This window comes from Pseudomonas sp. TH41 (assembly GCF_016650695.1).
In the GTDB taxonomy this organism is placed as follows: Bacteria; Pseudomonadota; Gammaproteobacteria; order Pseudomonadales; family Pseudomonadaceae; genus Aquipseudomonas.
On the sequence record NZ_JAEKFH010000009.1, the window covers coordinates 15555 to 30629 of the forward strand.

12 protein-coding genes are annotated in these 15075 nt (G+C 58.6%); 2 read left to right on the forward strand and 10 right to left on the reverse strand.

The window, feature by feature from the left end; all coding sequences use genetic code 11:
• Nucleotides 1–170 precede the first annotated feature (170 nt).
• The 10 genes from JFU37_RS29400 to JFU37_RS29445 all read right to left on the reverse strand — a co-directional run bounded on the left by JFU37_RS29400 (nucleotide 171) and on the right by JFU37_RS29445 (nucleotide 13309).
• On the reverse strand, nucleotides 171–974 hold the full coding sequence (locus tag JFU37_RS29400; protein ID WP_201120629.1) for an SDR family NAD(P)-dependent oxidoreductase: 804 nt from the start codon (nucleotides 972–974) through the stop codon (nucleotides 171–173).
• 193 nt (nucleotides 975–1167) lie between these two features.
• On the reverse strand, nucleotides 1168–2604 hold the full coding sequence (locus tag JFU37_RS29405; RefSeq protein ID WP_201120630.1) for an arylsulfatase: 1437 nt from the start codon (nucleotides 2602–2604) through the stop codon (nucleotides 1168–1170).
• Between the two features lie 11 nt (nucleotides 2605–2615).
• The gene (locus tag JFU37_RS29410) at nucleotides 2616–3314 is read right to left on the reverse strand and encodes a hypothetical protein (protein ID WP_201120631.1); all 699 of its coding nucleotides are present in this window, start codon (nucleotides 3312–3314) and stop codon (nucleotides 2616–2618) included.
• 43 nt (nucleotides 3315–3357) lie between these two features.
• The gene (locus JFU37_RS29415; RefSeq protein WP_201120632.1) at nucleotides 3358–4350 is read right to left on the reverse strand and encodes an alpha/beta fold hydrolase; all 993 of its coding nucleotides are present in this window, start codon (nucleotides 4348–4350) and stop codon (nucleotides 3358–3360) included.
• The gene (locus tag JFU37_RS29420) at nucleotides 4340–5044 is read right to left on the reverse strand and encodes a c-type cytochrome (RefSeq protein WP_242485861.1); all 705 of its coding nucleotides are present in this window, start codon (nucleotides 5042–5044) and stop codon (nucleotides 4340–4342) included. Before JFU37_RS29420 ends, JFU37_RS29415 begins: the two co-directional genes overlap by 11 nt.
• Before the next feature lie 12 nt (nucleotides 5045–5056).
• The gene (locus JFU37_RS29425) at nucleotides 5057–6538 is read right to left on the reverse strand and encodes a flavin monoamine oxidase family protein (RefSeq protein WP_446739619.1); all 1482 of its coding nucleotides are present in this window, start codon (nucleotides 6536–6538) and stop codon (nucleotides 5057–5059) included.
• Nucleotides 6539–6660: 122 nt separating this feature from the next.
• Nucleotides 6661–7626: a WD40/YVTN/BNR-like repeat-containing protein gene (locus JFU37_RS29430; protein WP_201120633.1), complete on the reverse strand. Its 966-nt coding sequence runs from the start codon at nucleotides 7624–7626 to the stop codon at nucleotides 6661–6663.
• Nucleotides 7627–7641: 15 nt separating this feature from the next.
• Nucleotides 7642–10002, reverse strand: coding sequence for an efflux RND transporter permease subunit (locus JFU37_RS29435; RefSeq protein ID WP_201120634.1), 2361 nt, complete (start codon nucleotides 10000–10002; stop codon nucleotides 7642–7644).
• Between the two features lie 67 nt (nucleotides 10003–10069).
• The gene (locus JFU37_RS29440; protein ID WP_201120635.1) at nucleotides 10070–11923 is read right to left on the reverse strand and encodes a DUF1302 domain-containing protein; all 1854 of its coding nucleotides are present in this window, start codon (nucleotides 11921–11923) and stop codon (nucleotides 10070–10072) included.
• Between the two features lie 21 nt (nucleotides 11924–11944).
• On the reverse strand, nucleotides 11945–13309 hold the full coding sequence (locus JFU37_RS29445; RefSeq protein ID WP_201120636.1) for a DUF1329 domain-containing protein: 1365 nt from the start codon (nucleotides 13307–13309) through the stop codon (nucleotides 11945–11947).
• 277 nt (nucleotides 13310–13586) lie between these two features.
• Here JFU37_RS29445 and JFU37_RS29450 point away from each other — a divergent pair, with 277 nt between their 5' ends.
• On the forward strand, nucleotides 13587–14237 hold the full coding sequence (locus JFU37_RS29450) for a TetR/AcrR family transcriptional regulator (protein WP_201120637.1): 651 nt from the start codon (nucleotides 13587–13589) through the stop codon (nucleotides 14235–14237).
• An 83-nt stretch (nucleotides 14238–14320) separates the two neighbouring features.
• Nucleotides 14321–14872, forward strand: coding sequence for a DUF2889 domain-containing protein (locus tag JFU37_RS29455; RefSeq protein WP_201120638.1), 552 nt, complete (start codon nucleotides 14321–14323; stop codon nucleotides 14870–14872).
• The last annotated feature ends 203 nt before the right edge of the window (nucleotides 14873–15075 follow it).

Consider the following 15075-nt stretch of genomic DNA (forward strand, 5'->3'; position numbering starts at 1 on the left):
ACTGTGCTTCGAGGCCGTGCATGAGGAGTGCAACTTCTTTCAAGCCGCAGAGCGCTTGTGGGTGAGCCATGCACTCGCGATCTGATTCACGATGATTTGTTTGTGCGCTTCCCTCAGGGCTTGCAGGCACGCCTCTGGCAGATCTTTGCTTGCTTTATTGTTGGCCCGAATCAGCGCGTGAGCAGCTTTAGCAGTGCCGGATAGAAGTTTGGAAAGAGCCGCGCCATCCAGAATATGGTGGTCGATTTGTTGCCGGTGATGACGCGTTTTTTGCCTTTTCGGATGCCGTTGATGATGTCGGCCGAGCACACTTCCGGTGGGGTCAGCAACATCCTCTCGGCGTGGCTGCAAATTAACTCCTCCTGGGCACCTGCCTCCTTGACGCGGCGTCCGGCTTTTTCGAAATTAGTCTTGATGCCGCCGGGATGGACGCAAATGGCGCGCACACCGGTACCTTCCAGTTCCGACCACAGGCACTCGGTCAGGCCGCGCACGGCGAATTTCGACATGTTGTAAGCGCTCTGGGTGGGGAAGCCGATCAGACCGAAGATGCTGGAAATGTTGACGATGCAGCCTTCGCGCTGTTTCAGCATCATCGGCAAAAAGGCCTTGGTACCGTAAAGCACGCCCCACAGGTTGATACCCAGTTGCCACTCGTATTCTTCAATGGAGGTGTGCGCGACCGTGCCAAACAGCGCAGCACCGGCATTGTTCATAAGGTAGTGCACCGCGCCAAAGTCGCGGTTCACCTCGGCGGCATGGGCCTGGAAGGCCTCCCAGGAGGACACGTCGAGAATGTAGCCCTTGGCGCTACCCGTGCCGCACTTGGCTAAGAGCGCCAGTGTTTCGTTCAGACCGACCTGACTGATGTCGGACAGCGCGAGACGCGCGCCGGCCTCGGCAAACTGCAGGGCCAATGCTCGACCAATACCTGATCCTGCACCGGTGATAACGACTACTTTATCTTTGAACATTTTTTCACTTCAAATTAGGGTTTGATTGTTGATCCCCTGATGACGGCGGAATCGTCGTGGTTGGTCAGGCCAAAAAGCTGGTGATGCTCATCCGGGTTGCAAAACGCGGCAAAGTGAAATGCTCTAAGGGGCATCCTGAAGATGCGGGGGAACAATTACCCCCCCGGCGGCGAGGGGGCTGACTGAAATTCCATCAATGTCCGGGTTCATAAGGATCGGGCGTACCCGGACGGATCGGCGGCTCCTGATGTAAAGACTTCATGTGCTCCGCTATGACCTGAAAAGCCGGGAAGCGCACCCAGAGGTTTTGCATAAAGCGCGGATCTGTGGCGTGCTCCTCTTTCGGGTCAGTCAGCAGGTTGTAAAACAACGGCACACTGTAGCTGCGCACTGGATCGCCATAACCGGCTCCGACCTCCTTGCTCATGACTTTCCAGTTGCGCCACTTGACGCCATAGATGTCGTTACCGACATAGACCACCAAGCTCTCGCGCTTCGATTTATCGGTCTTGCCTAGCAAGAAATCACTTTGGTCCAGGCCGTCGATGATGCGGTCCTGCGGGACCTCGGCACCGGCCAGGCGCGCGAGGGTGGGGAAGATATCCATCTCATGGACGATCTCGTTACTGACTCCACCTGCCGGCACCTTGCCCGGCCAACGGGCAATAAAAGGTACGCGCAACGAGCCTTCCAGCCCGGTGAAGTAGGTGCCGCGCCACGGACCGCTGGAGCCGATGTAGGGCAAGGAAAATTCCGGACCGTTGTCTGAAGTAAAGATCACCAAGGTGTTGTCGCGCACACCAAGCTTGTCGAGAGCGTCGAGCAAGCGCCCCATATAGGCATCGGTCTGGGCCAGCACGTCGGCAAATTCGCCATTACCGGTTTTATCCTTGAATTCGGGGCTGGGGATAACCGGGTAGTGCACCATGGTCAGCGGAAGATAGAGGAAGAACGGCTTGCCGGCTTTGCTCTGGCGGCTGATAAAGTCGATGCCGCGTCTTGTCAGCTCTGCGTCGATCAGCGACCGTTGCTCAAGGTCATAACGCTTGACCTGCTTCGGCGCTTCCCCCTTTTTGCCTTCCATGATGTATTCGGGCCGGACGAAAGGATGAACCGATTTACCGTCGACCAGCGGGTTGTCGGCCCAGTAACTTTCATCAGACGAGTTTGGAATGCCGTACCACTCGTCAAAGCCCTGATCAGTAGGAAAGCGTCCTTCGGTATGGCCAAGGTGCCATTTGCCGTAAGCCGCCGTGGCATAACCTTTGGCGGACAGCGCTTCGGCGATGGTGATCTCCCACTGTGTGAGACCGTAAAGCGGCGTGTCGATCGGGACCGAGCCGTTCCCGGTGCGCACCGCATAGCGTCCCGTCATCAACGCCGCACGGCTGGGCGTGCATTGTGGTTCGACATTGAAGTTGGTGAAACGCACACCTTCTTGCGCCAGCGCATCGATCCGTGGCGTCGGCGCACCACGGACGATGCCGCCGCCATAAACGCCAAGCTCGCCATAACCAAGGTTGTCCATCAACACCAGAACGATATTGGGCTTGTCGCTGCTGACCCCTGCCGCCGATGCAGCCAGCGGCAGGGCAATGAGCCCGAGAAGGAGGGTGCCTACGAGCTTCATATTACTGCCTCTCAGCGATCACGTTGGCGCGACAGTGCGATGCCGGTCAGCAATGCCCACAGTGGCAACAGAATAAAGAAGACCGCCTGGATAATTCCCTCCATTTCTTCCAATCCCAGCACACCGGTGAAAAAGGCGCTGATATAGCAAGCGCCGACTACCATCAACAGGCGCCCATATGCCATGCCTGAGGCACGCATGGCCTTGCCGATGACCAGCCCCCAGAAGCCCATGACCGGACCCTCCATAATCCACAAGCCATGCTGTGCCGCATTTGCCACCGCCAACCAGGCTGCTTCACTGGCGGCCTTGTTCAACGCATCACCCGCCGTATGCAGGGCCGCGAGCGGCGACACTGTGGCGAATAGAATGGATGCGCCGGCAATGCCCATTGCCACGTAGGTGACGATGCACAGCGTGGCCATGTCGATGATTGCGCCGTGTTCGTTGCGCAGCAGCGACCAGAGATAGCCGCCAACTATCAGGAAGGGCAAATAAAACCCCAGGGTATCCACTACCATCGCCCAGTGGAGATAGGTGTGCGCCTGCGACGGTAGGGTCAGAAAGACTTCGGGTTTGAAGACCACCGAGAAGTCACCGCCAGTTGCGGCCCCATACAAACCGACGGTGGTCCAACCCAACAGTGCGCCAATGATGGCGACCCAGCCAACCAGGCGTCGGCCATTGGCCGCAAACAACGAGTGAGTCATACGAAGTTCCAGCGCGTGCATTTGTCTTTTCCTTGATCAGAAGTCAGGCGTTTTTGAACCAATCGAGCAACAGCGTGTTCACCTGTTGCGGACGATCAAGCATCATCCAGTGCGAGGCATCTTCGATGCGCTCGTAACGCCAGGGCGCAGACATGAATCTCGAACTCAGCTTCACCTGAGACTCCCACACATAGGCATCGCCGCTGCTCCACAGGCCCAGTGTGGGCACGCTGCATTTACGCGGGGCTGCGGCGCTATCAAGGGCAGCCAGATATGCCGTGGCCATGGGATTGCCTCTATCCCAATTCAAGTTGCCGAGCATCGCCTCTGGATTTTTCAGGCGCGACCAGACTTCGTCGATCTCAGGATGGGTGGGCATGATGAACTGCTTGAAAAAGGCGCCCTCATTGGCGGCATAAAGCGCCCCAGCCGCTGCCTGCGTCGGCAGGTACATGTACCAACTGTCTTTCACTTCGGCGATTGAGTTCATGTACATCATCTGGTCTGGATGCCCGATCGAGAGCGCCGCGTACCGGCGGAAGCGCTCGGGGAAATTCAGTACCAATTCCCAGCTGGTAGCGGCGCCCCAGTCATGGCCAATCAGGTCCACTTGCTTGAGGCCGAGAGCGTCCAGCAGAGCGATCATGTCGCCGACGATCATTGCCAGACCATAGCGCTGCGGGTCTTGTGGTTTGTCGGTTTCGCCATAACCGAGCATGTCCGGGACGATCACCCGGTAGCCGGCCTGCACCAGTGCGGGTATTTGATGGTCCCAGACGTTCGAGGTGTCGGGCATGCCGTGCAGCAACAGCACGACTTTGTCGCCGCTCCCCTGATCGGCGACGTGGTAGTGCACGCCGTTCAGCTCGATTTTTTTGCCAGGCACACTGCTGCGTATACCCAAAGGTGCAGCGGCTGGTTGGCTGACAGGAACATTCGCGGGTGCTGCTGCAACCTGGGTCGACAGGCTACCCAGCGTTGTCGATAGCGCCAGTACGCTGGCTGTTTTCAGAAACTCACGTCGATCATTGTGCATGTGTATCTCCTTGGTAAATGGCCAGGTAGTTGGCGATATTTTTGATGTCTTCGTCCGACAGCGTGGCGGTAAACGCCATTGCATCGCCGATAGACTTGCGGCTGCCGTGCTTGAAATCGGTCAGCTGTTTGACCAGGTAGTCATACCCTTGCCCGGCAAGACGTGGGAAAGCAGCCTGGCCAGTTAACTCAGCGCCGTGGCAGGCCGCGCAATTCCCCGACTTGACCAGTAGTTCACCCTTTTCCTGGCGTACCGGATCGGCTGCAAACGTTGAGTTGGAGGCGGCGGTCTGTGCGGCGAAATAGGCGGCCAGCGAGCCGATTTCAGCCTCCGAGAGGTTTATCGCCAGTGACGACATGGTGGGGTTGGCGCGCTGACCGTTGGCAAAGGCGGTCAGTTGCGCAGTCAAATAGGCCGTCGGCTGGCCGGCCAGGCGTGGGTAGGTTTGCGTCTGTGGGTTGCCATTGTTGCCATGGCAATTCATGCAGGTTTCGTTCAGTTGCGGCCAGGGGCCGTGGTTGGCGACACTTTCCCGGCTCGCCGTTTCTATGGCCTGGCTGAATCGATAGGCGTCCAGCACTTGTGGGCCATAGCTGTTGCCGACCATTGTCAGCACGGCCAACACCCCAAGCCCACTGATGATGAGCGCTCGCCGTGCTACACCGTGTTTTTTGCTCTGCTGCATAAGCTCCATTTCAGTCCCCCCTTAACCGACTTGCCGTAAGGTTTGCAGTGCCTGCAGCGCGGCGCGATGGCCCGAGCGCACGGCACCGTCCATATAGCCGGCCCAGATATCGGCGGTTTCGGTGCCTGACCAGATCAGATGGCCTACTGGCGGGTGCAAGGCCTCACCGTGCTCCGTCCAGAATCCAGGCGGGATGGCAGAGACACAGCTGATGGTCCAAGGCTCTTGACCCCAGTCGAGATCGTGAAACTCAAGCGGATTCAGGGCTTCTTTGCCTAGCGCTTGGGCGAATAACTCCGAAAGCATGATCTCTGCCTGCTTCGGATCGCTCGGTAGCCCGGACTGAGTGACAAAGGCATTGATCACACCGATGGAACCATCCGGTGGCGAATTGTCGTACGCCCAAAGCAACGGACCATTGGCCTGGATGATATGTCCGTTGTATCCCTGATCACGCCAGAAGGGTTTGGCATACACGTGGGCCGTCTTGCGCCCAGGCGAGTAGGCCGGCCAGCGGCGCTGCATTTCGCTACGCCGTTCAGGTAACGCCGGACTGAAATCTATTCGGTTACACAAGGCCGGCTGAATCGCCATGATCACCCGGCGGGCGCGCAACAGCCCCTGGTCGGTGTGCAGGCTGACCTCGGCCTGATCCCATCCACTGATACCGCGTACCGGTGTCGACAAGCGGACCTTATCGCCCAAGGCCTCAGCCATCTTTTGGCTCAAAATCTGTGAGCCTCCGACAAAGCGGGTTTCCTGAGCACTGCCCTTGATTGAGTCGAGCTGTTCGTAACGACTGTTAGCCGAATTGATCATCGACAGAAAATGCAGCAACCCCATTTTGGCCGGCGCCACTCCGCCTGAAAGCTGGGAGGCCATATCCCAGCCGACCCTGTCCTCCGGTTTGAGGTCCTGCGTGACCAGCCAGTCGCCTAGCGACATTTTGTCCAGTTCGGCCGCACGCGCCGCCTTCCACGGTGCCCCGCAAGGTACACCGCGCGCCAGCTCATCGAGCTTCGCGGCGATGTTTACGTCAGTGCCGAAGCTACCGTGCAGATCCATCGCCACCCGCCCGTCACCCGCGAGGAATACCGTTTCACCCTGGTAGTAAGTCGTGAAGGTGGCGATATCCAGCTCCCGGGCCAAATCTGCCACCGCCGTCTGCCCCGGGCCTATCCATTGCCCGCCCGCTTCAGAGATATAACCGCCACTCAGCTGATGATTAAAGGTCCGGCCACCGACCCGATCACGGGCCTCCAGTACGACAAAAGACTCGCAGCCGGCCAGGCGCAAGTCGCGCGCGGCGGTAAGCCCGGCCAGACCGGCGCCGATGATGACGACATCAAGCACATCGTTGCTGTTTGCCGTTAGCGCAGCAGCCTCGCCCGGCATTGCAGCCACCGCCATGGCTCCGGCCGCCACGCCGAGAAAGCCACGCCGACTCAATTTTCCGCCACTCGGTGGGGGCACGGTTGCCACGTGTTCTTGTTTTTCATCCATTGCTTGATCCGCCCTCTGCCAACTTGATTTCTGTGTTGCCGGGCCAGTGAGTGCGCTGAAAAATGATTCACGCGATCCCCGGCCAGATTTAAAGTGCGCCTTCTTACTCCGCGCCTATCCACTTAATGAGGTCCGTTCAGGTCCTGCTTCAGCACGCCTTGAGAGGTGAACAGCATTAACTGGTCATTGCCTGGCGATACCGCGGCGGCAAGGTTCAGACGGTCCGGGCGCACAGTGGCGTGAAAACGCTGCAAGCCCGCATCGGCGACACTCACCAGCCCTGCGTTGCCAGCCACTGCCACGCGCCCATCGCGCAGTTGCGTTATGGCGGTGATGGCTTCATGGCTGCCGCTTTCCAGGTCATGCCAGGTATCACCGCGATCGTCGCTGAGCAGCACGCGTCCGCTCATGCCGACCAGCAGCACGCGCCCGTTTTCAAGCGTCATGCCGCTCCAGAGTGAACCGCTGGTGCCGGTGTCGAGCGTTTCCCAAGTACTGCCGTTATTGCGCGAGCGGTAGGCGATACCGCCTTCTGCTGCGATGAAAAGGCTGCCATCGGGCCCTGGGAAAATGTGATTGAGGTGATAGTCGTCGGCGCTGACGGCCAGACGCTGCCAACTCTGCCCACTATCGTGGGTTTCACTGGCGTAGCCGTAGGCGCCGACGACGATTCCGTGGCGAGGGTTTTCGAACCATACCGAGAGCAATACCGGGTTGCCTTCCAGGCGCGCCTGCAGAACCCAGCTCTCGCCACCGTCCTCGGTATGCAGCAACACGCCACCGTGCCCGACGGCCCAGCCGTTATGTGCATCGGCAAAACTCAATGCGGTCAGCAATGTATCCACCGGAACCGCATTAGCCTGCCGCCAATTTCGTCCTTCATCCGATAGCAACACCACACCGTGGTCACCCACCGCGACCAATTTCTCTCCGACACGAGTCACCGCTACCAGCGGCGCTTGTTGCGCGGACACCAGACGCATGGCTGGAGTAAACCTGGCAGCATGGCAATTGAGTACCTGGCTTGCCCCAATCAGCAGCGCGACGACGGCCAACAGGCGCAAGGGAGTGAAATTTTTCCTGGGCATTTTTATGCTCCTTAATCAATGCGCCATCAGGGGCGCACGTACCGGCCCCCTGCGCGGAATCAGCACGTCCAGCATCACTGCGATCGCAGGCAGCAAGGTAATTGCCATTAGCATGTTGACCATGAACATGAAGGTCAGCAGCAGGCCCATGTCGGCCTGGAACTTCAGCGCCGAAAACGACCAGGTGGCGACACCAATGGAAAGGGTGATGGCGGTAAATATGGTCGCGACCCCAACCTCGCGCAGCGCCTGTTTGAAAGCACTGACGATGTCCAGGCCTTCGGCCAGATGCAGTTGCAGGCGGTTGTAGATATAGAAGGCGTAATCCACGCCGATACCGACCGCGAGCACCATCACCGGCAAGGTGGCGACGGTAAGGCCGATGTCCTGGACTTTCATGAACCAGTAACCGAGGAAGGTCGCAAGAGTCAGCGGCAGGCAGCAGGCGATCATTGCTCGCCAGTCGCGATAGACCAGCAACACCAGCAGTACGATGGTCAGATAGACATAGAGCATCATCGGTAGCTCGGAGCTTTCGACGATCTCATTCGTGGCCGCCTGCACGCCGGCATTACCACTGGCCATCCGCACGGTGACCCCATTCATGGGATGCTCGGTACGGTATTGCTGCACGGCTGCCACTACCGTTTTCAAGGTTGTGGCCTTGTGGTCGGTCAGGTAGAGATTGATCGGCAGCAAGGTGCAGTCGGCGTTGTACAGGCGCAATCCCTCGGGCACCTGGCGCACGGCTTCCGCGATGGACGACTCATCCACCGGTAGCGCCGCCCATTTCGGGTTGCCTTCGTTAACCCCAGAGGCGGATAGCTTGGTCAATGTCGGCAATGACTGGGCCGAAAGCACGCCCGGCACATTGGCCAGGTACCAGGTCAGGCGGTCGGTGTAGGCCATGACCTCATGGTTATAGCAACCGTTGGCTGGCGTTTCTACCGCCACCGTGAACAGGTCGAGGCCAAGACCGAAGTGCTTGACCACGCTTTCCACGTCCTGGTTGTAGCGCGAGTCGATATGCAGCTCCGGGGCGCCCGGCAGTACGTGGCCGATGTGTCGGCCCTCACTCTGCCACACGGCAATCACCAACAGGATCAGGCACAGCACCGCCCCCAACGCCGCATTGCGTGTTTCGGCAATGCGCCCGAGCTTGAGCATGACCTGGTCGCGCCAATGACGCAGGTGTTCGACGCGCGCGACATAGGCTTTGTCGAAACGGAAATAGCTGGCCAGCACCGGCAGCATGATCAGGTTGGTGATGATTTTGTAGGCCACGCCGACTGATGCCGTGATCGCCAGTTCCCGAATCATCGGAATGGGCACCAATACCAGGGTGGCGAAGCCGACGAAGGCCGTGATCAGCGCCAGGCTGCCAGGAATCAGCAGGCCCGAAAAGCTGCGGCGTGCAGCGGTCATGCCATCGGCACCGGCGCAGACTTCCTTGGAAATGAAGTTGACCTGCTGGACGCCGTGAGACACGCCGATGGCGAACACCAGAAACGGCACCAGGATAGCCAGCGGATCGAGGCCGAACCCCAGCAGCGTGATGGTGCCGAACTGCCAGACCACCGACACCAGCGAACAGCACAGCGGCAGAAAGGTCAGTGCCCAGGAGCGGGTATACCAATACACGGCCGCTACTGTCAGCAAAAACGCCAGGGCAAAGAAACCCAACACCGATTTCGCACCGGCACTGATGTCGCCCATCTGCTTGGCGAAGCCGATGATTTGCACGTCGTACTTATCGTCGGCGTACTTGGCTCGGACCTCATCTTCCAGACGCTGGCTGAAATCCAGGTAGTTCAAATGCTGACCGGTCTGCGGGTCGGGGTCGGCCAGTTCGGCCACCACCATGGCGCCCGAGTAATCGTTGGCCACCAGACTGCCAACGAAACCACCGATGATCGTGCGCTCGCGAATACCGGCAATGGCACGATCATCAAGTGTGCCGACGGTCACGTCACCACCGACCACGTCCTCCGCCTTCATGCCTTCCTCGGTGATCTGCACCGCACGGGTATTCGGCGTCCACAGCGAAGTCACGGTGCGACGGTCGACCCCCGACATGAAGAACAGTGTCTGGGTCAGATCGTAGAGCCTGGTCATTGCCTCCTTGTTCCAGATGTCACCATTCTTGGCATGCAGCACCACGATGACCCGGTTGGCGCCGAACAATACGTCACGGTATTTGTTGAAGGTCTGGATGAACTCGTGCTGCTGCGGCAGCTGTTTGTCGAAGCCGGCCGACATGCGTAGTTGCGAGGCGTAGCCTGCCATCACCAGCGTTACCACGGCGAGTGTGGCAAGCGTGAGCAAACGGTTACGAAAAAAGAAGCGTTCGAGGTTGAGTACGACGGAAGCCAACATGATTACGCCTTCCTGAAAATACGTGATGAACGGGGCAGGGCGGGACGGGCCCGCCATGCTCCCGCGGTCAGAACGAGTAAGAAATGTTGCCGCTCAAAAAGTCGCGGTCAGCCATCAGGTTGTTGTCGCCACCGCCCCAGTACTGGACCCATTGCAAGCCACCTTTCCAGCGGTCGCGGTAGTTGAACAGCAAGGCTGTCGTGAGCGATTTGCGACCTTCAACGAACGGCAAGGCGTTCGGCGACGTGCCGTTGACGTCATGGGTGAAGTCGAGTTGCGGCGTGACAGTAATGCCCGTGCCGAACACATTCGGGTAGTTGATACCCAGCTCGGTGACATAGCCCCATGAGGTCCTGTCCGGCAGTGAATAGTCAGGCAGGAAGTACGGGGTCTTACCCGAGGTGTCCAGATCCGGATAATGGGTGACTACCGCCTCAGCCAGTACGAAACCGTCCGATGCCCCCACGCTCAAGGGAATAAAGCCCAGAGGATCGCTTGCCGAGAAGGTGTAGATGGCATTCACATGGGCCTGCCATTTTTTTTCTTCGACGAAGCCTCTGTTGGTGCCGGTGTCGTACACGCTGAACTTGTTGAACTCGCCGGTAAAGGCCTGACCGAAGGGCACTGTGGGGTCGATGCCGACACTGTCGTTTGGCCGATAGGACAACTCGGCCCCCACTGCCACCGGACCGACCATGGTATTGAGCGACAGGCCGTACAGGTTCTTGTCTTCGCCGTAATTCCAGAAGTAGTTGTCGATCACCAGCCCATCGGGATTTGACGTAGCGGTGTATCCCACGAAGGGCAGCTTGTCGTGATAGCGCTGGTAGAAAAAGCCGAATTCGGTCGCGATTTCCTCTACCGTCCAGCGCAGGGCAACACCATATTGGCCGCTGTTCTTGGCTTCGCGCTCACCGGCGTACGGTATCGCCAAGCCGTTGGCGACTAGGGTCGCATCGTCCAGTCCGCTGATCCGTGGCTCGCCGCAATGGCCGGTCGGTGTCAACGCAGCGCAGGTCCCTGCACCGAGAAGCCCGTCGACGGTGCTGGTCGAGAAGTAGATAGGCCGGTTGCCTTCACCCACCACATCGGAGTTGGAATAGTAAGTGCCCACCGGGTCGATGCCGTAGGCATTCCACTTGAACTGGTAGTAGGTCTCAAGGTTCAGGTTTTCCGTCAGTCCCAAGTTGAAAGAAGCCATGGGGGCCGGGATGAAAACCTCCTTCAACTGAGTGCCGGGCGTGTGGTATTTCGGCAGGTTGATGGCATTGATCTGGTTGATGCCACCGGTGACGAAAATTTCCTCGCCCCAGCTGATCACCTGATTGCCGACCTTGACCTTGGCCGGCATCTCGCCCAGGTCGAAGCTCTTGGCTACCCACAGGTCCAGCAGGTCCATGCGTTCGGTGGCTTCGCGGTCGGCATTGTCATCGAGCTCCGTGCGCCGGGTGTTATCCATCTTGAAGTCTTTCGCCCAACTGACCCGCCCCAACGCACTCCAGCCATCGCCGAACTTCAGGCTCAGCTCGTGGGTGCCTTTCACTACCTCGGAGAAGACGTCGTGCTTGTTGTAGTTGAGGTCGCCATCGTCGGAGTTGGTGAAATTGATATCGGCGTTGGCGTACCCATTACCTTTGCTGAGGTTATAAAACTGCCCTAGCTGGGTATTGGTGCCGTCGTTGCAGCCACCACTGTCGCCACCGAGCAGGTGGCAGTCGCGTGATTGCATGCGCGTGGCCATGCCATATGACAGCGTGGAGTCGAAGCTGCCGGAGATACCGTCCTCGGAACCGAAGCGCATGGCGTGACTAGGCGACATCCAGGCCAGGCTCGAAGCGGTCATTACCGCCGCAGCCAGACTGTTTTTTGAGCGCAGGAACCCCGGCGCGGCTGACGCCGCGCCTTTTTTATTGTTGTGCATGAGTTCTTCCTTTGACCGGACTTAGCGTTCGCCGCGACGGCGCAGTTCGTTGGAGTTGAAGAGTTTTTCGTTGACCCGCCCCTCGAGGCCGGCCGTCAGGTCGAGTACTTCACCCTCCTGGGTAAAACCGTCGGCAATGTAGCGTCGGGCGATCAGGTCGTAGCTGGTGTACTCGTAAGCGGTGCAGGAATGAATCTGCGGGTCCGCCCAGAGGCTGCCTTCCTGTACGCGCCAGAGATTGCCCTTGGCGTCATACATGTCCACATGCAATACGGCCCAGCTGTCTTCATCGATGAAGAACACCCGCTTGGCAAAGGAATGGCGCTTGTCCGCCTTAACCGTCGCTTCCACCACCCAGACTCGGTGCTTCTCGTAACGCTGCACGTCGCGGTTGAGGTAGTCCTGGCCGATCAGGTCGACAAACTTGTTAGCCTTGTCGATCAGCTTATAGGAGTTATACGGCACGACCATTTCCTGCTTGCCGACCAGTTTGAAGTCGTAGCGATCCATCGCGCCGGTGAACATGTTGATCTGGTCGACGAAGTACAGGCTGTCCGTGCCGGCGATCGGGTTGTCATAGGCGAAGGATGGCGCGCGGCGAACACGACGCTGGCCTGGAAAGTAGATCCACGAATCCTGCGGCTTATCCAGGTAGGCATGCACCAAATACAGCTCACCTGCTCGCGAGGATGGCGAGAGTACGTCGGCGAGCAGCTTGGCTTCGAACCCGCCAGCATCGGACGGGCCCTTCACCGCGGGGTCGTTGAAGGGGTAATACTCGTAGACCCACTGTTTGAACTCGGACAATGCCCCGTCTTTCTCGCGCATCAACAGGGAGAACTGCGCGCGACGCCCTTTGGCCATGTAACGAAGCTTATAGTTCCACATTGCCTCGATGCCGCTTTGCGGTACCGGGAAGGGAATCGCAGCGCCAGCGGCCTGCTCCAGCTGCCAGCCATCGCTGCCGATCTTGCTTTGGGCAGCGAACTCCTTGGTGCGTTTGGCGATCTCGTCCGGAAAGGTGCAGCTTCGATGGGTCGGGTAGACGTCCAGGCGGTAGCCCGGGTAGGTTTTGATCAACTCGACCTGACCAGGTGGCAATTGTGCCTGGTACTGGGCGAGGTTCTTCGCATTAATCGAATACAGCGGTTTTTCGGCACCGTAAGGGTCACCATGACCTGGCTGCCAGCCGGCGGGTGCCTGAGTCAGGCCGCCGCTCCAGGCTGGAATGGTGCCATTGGCGTTGCCAGCCTTTTCTGCGCCGAAGGGCGTCAATTCGTTGCCCAATTTGGCCAGGTCTGCGGTGGACGCCGCCTGAGCGCCATTGATACCCAGTAGCGCCACCAGTGCGCTGCCGAGCAAGGATCGTTTGAAGTGGCTATTCATGCGTTTTTCCCCCGATTGTAATTGTTGTGCAGGAGCGCCCACCGCCTCGCGGGCCAGCCCTCAGGTTGAATGTGACAGAATGTAAAATATTATCTGACACCGTGTCAATTTACATTCGGGCACGATCGGCGGTACCCTTATGCAATGGCAATATCAGAATGGCGCGCACCAAAAATCACATAGCCGCCGGTAATAATCAGGCGCAGTCAAACCCAGTCGGGCCCACTGCTGTCACAATCGCGCTATTGGCCTGTTTTCCGGAGAGCAAGAGACGAATATGGAAAGTTCTGAAAAAACTGCGCTGCCGATCAAGCGCGCACCACAGCAGCAGCGTGCCCTCGATCGCATTGACGCAATCCTCGCCGCCGCAGAGGCAGTAGTGGCCGAAGGGGGCTACGACAACCTGACCATGGTCAAAATCGCCGCATGCGCCGGCATTACCCACTCCTCGATTTATCACTACTTCAATTCAGTCGAAGCCATTCTTGCCGCGCTGATTTCACGCCTGATGGCTGACTTCGATCGCGGCGCCGCCGAAATCCTGGCGCGCGCTCAAACCCCAGAGGCGCTTATTGGAGCGGCTCTGCAAAGCATCGAACTGGGTTTCCAGACTTATCGTTCCACGCCGGTAATACGTGGCCTGTGGGCGGCGACCCGCTATTTGCCGACCCTGCGCAAGATCGACGACGAAGATACGGCGCGCAATGCCCGCTTGTTCAGCGAGCGCTTCATAGCGCTGACTCCGGATATTGACCAAAACATTATCTGCGTCACCATGCGAATGGCGGCAACGCTCGCCGTCCCGGCATACGAAGCCGCTCTATCGCTACCGGAACATTTGCAAAATCTAGCCATCAATGACTTTTTGGCGATGGTGCGCTCGCGCTTGTACGACGTAGTACTGCCCGGTAGAACACCGGGTGATTGAAGTTGGCATGGCCTTGGGCCTTGATGAGCCTGGCGCAGCTGGTCGGGCATCGCAACAGGCAGTCTAATACTTGGAGTTTGACCGTGACCAACGATGTCGACGAGCAAGGCCGCCGGTTGATTCACCGCCGCAAGGTCGAGTGCCTGGGGTACCTGCGGGCAGACGGTCTGTGGGATATCGAAGGACGCCTGGATGACAGCAAGACTCACCCGGTGACCCTGGCCGAAGGACGAGCTTTGGCGATCGGCCAGACTTTTCACGGGATGTACATTCGCTTGACCCTGGACGACGACTTCATCGTGCGCGAAGTGCAGGTGTGCATGCCGCAAGTGCCCACCAGCGAATGTCGCGCCGCGGCGCCGGCTTACGAAAAATTGCTTGGCGAGCGCATCGGCGCGGGCTTTTCGCGGCGAATCAAAGAGCTGTTCGGCGGAATCGGTGGCTGTGTGCATCTGACAGAGTTGCTACTGCCCATCGCCACCACGGCGTTTCAGACCATCCCCATGGCGAGGGCCATGATTGCGCCGCGCACCGCCGCCGATACCGAGGCTTACAATCGCGCCACTGCCGGCTTGCTCAATACTTGTCATGCCCTGCGCGACGATAGTCCCGTCGCGATACTGCTGAAAAAGTAGTCGGTAGGCCACTTCGACTTCCCTGAATCAACGGCGCGATCCGCGCCTCGTTCAAGTTCTTTTTGCGCATTACTTGAGCGCCATGTTTCTGCTCGCCTTGAGCACCATCTTGCTTCTGCATTCAAGACTGCACGCCTCCAACCATCGCCAATCGTCATGAGCAATTTTTGACAAAAATGAGCGCTTTTTATAGGAGTTGTCGA

Bases quoted from the DNA above. Each gene is read 5' to 3' on its own strand.
- JFU37_RS29400 (WP_201120629.1), bottom strand. From the start codon at position 974: ATGTTCAAAGATAAAGTAGTCGTTATCACCGGTGCAGGATCAGGTATT.
- JFU37_RS29405 (WP_201120630.1), bottom strand. From the start codon at position 2,604: ATGAAGCTCGTAGGCACCCTCCTTCTCGGGCTCATTGCCCTGCCGCTG.
- JFU37_RS29410 (WP_201120631.1), bottom strand. From the start codon at position 3,314: ATGACTCACTCGTTGTTTGCGGCCAATGGCCGACGCCTGGTTGGCTGG.
- JFU37_RS29415 (WP_201120632.1), bottom strand. From the start codon at position 4,350: ATGCACAATGATCGACGTGAGTTTCTGAAAACAGCCAGCGTACTGGCG.
- JFU37_RS29420 (WP_242485861.1), bottom strand. From the start codon at position 5,044: ATGGAGCTTATGCAGCAGAGCAAAAAACACGGTGTAGCACGGCGAGCG.
- JFU37_RS29425 (WP_446739619.1), bottom strand. From the start codon at position 6,538: ATGGATGAAAAACAAGAACACGTGGCAACCGTGCCCCCACCGAGTGGC.
- JFU37_RS29430 (WP_201120633.1), bottom strand. From the start codon at position 7,626: ATGCCCAGGAAAAATTTCACTCCCTTGCGCCTGTTGGCCGTCGTCGCG.
- JFU37_RS29435 (WP_201120634.1), bottom strand. From the start codon at position 10,002: ATGTTGGCTTCCGTCGTACTCAACCTCGAACGCTTCTTTTTTCGTAAC.
- JFU37_RS29440 (WP_201120635.1), bottom strand. From the start codon at position 11,923: ATGCACAACAATAAAAAAGGCGCGGCGTCAGCCGCGCCGGGGTTCCTG.
- JFU37_RS29445 (WP_201120636.1), bottom strand. From the start codon at position 13,309: ATGAATAGCCACTTCAAACGATCCTTGCTCGGCAGCGCACTGGTGGCG.
- JFU37_RS29450 (WP_201120637.1), top strand. From the start codon at position 13,587: ATGGAAAGTTCTGAAAAAACTGCGCTGCCGATCAAGCGCGCACCACAG.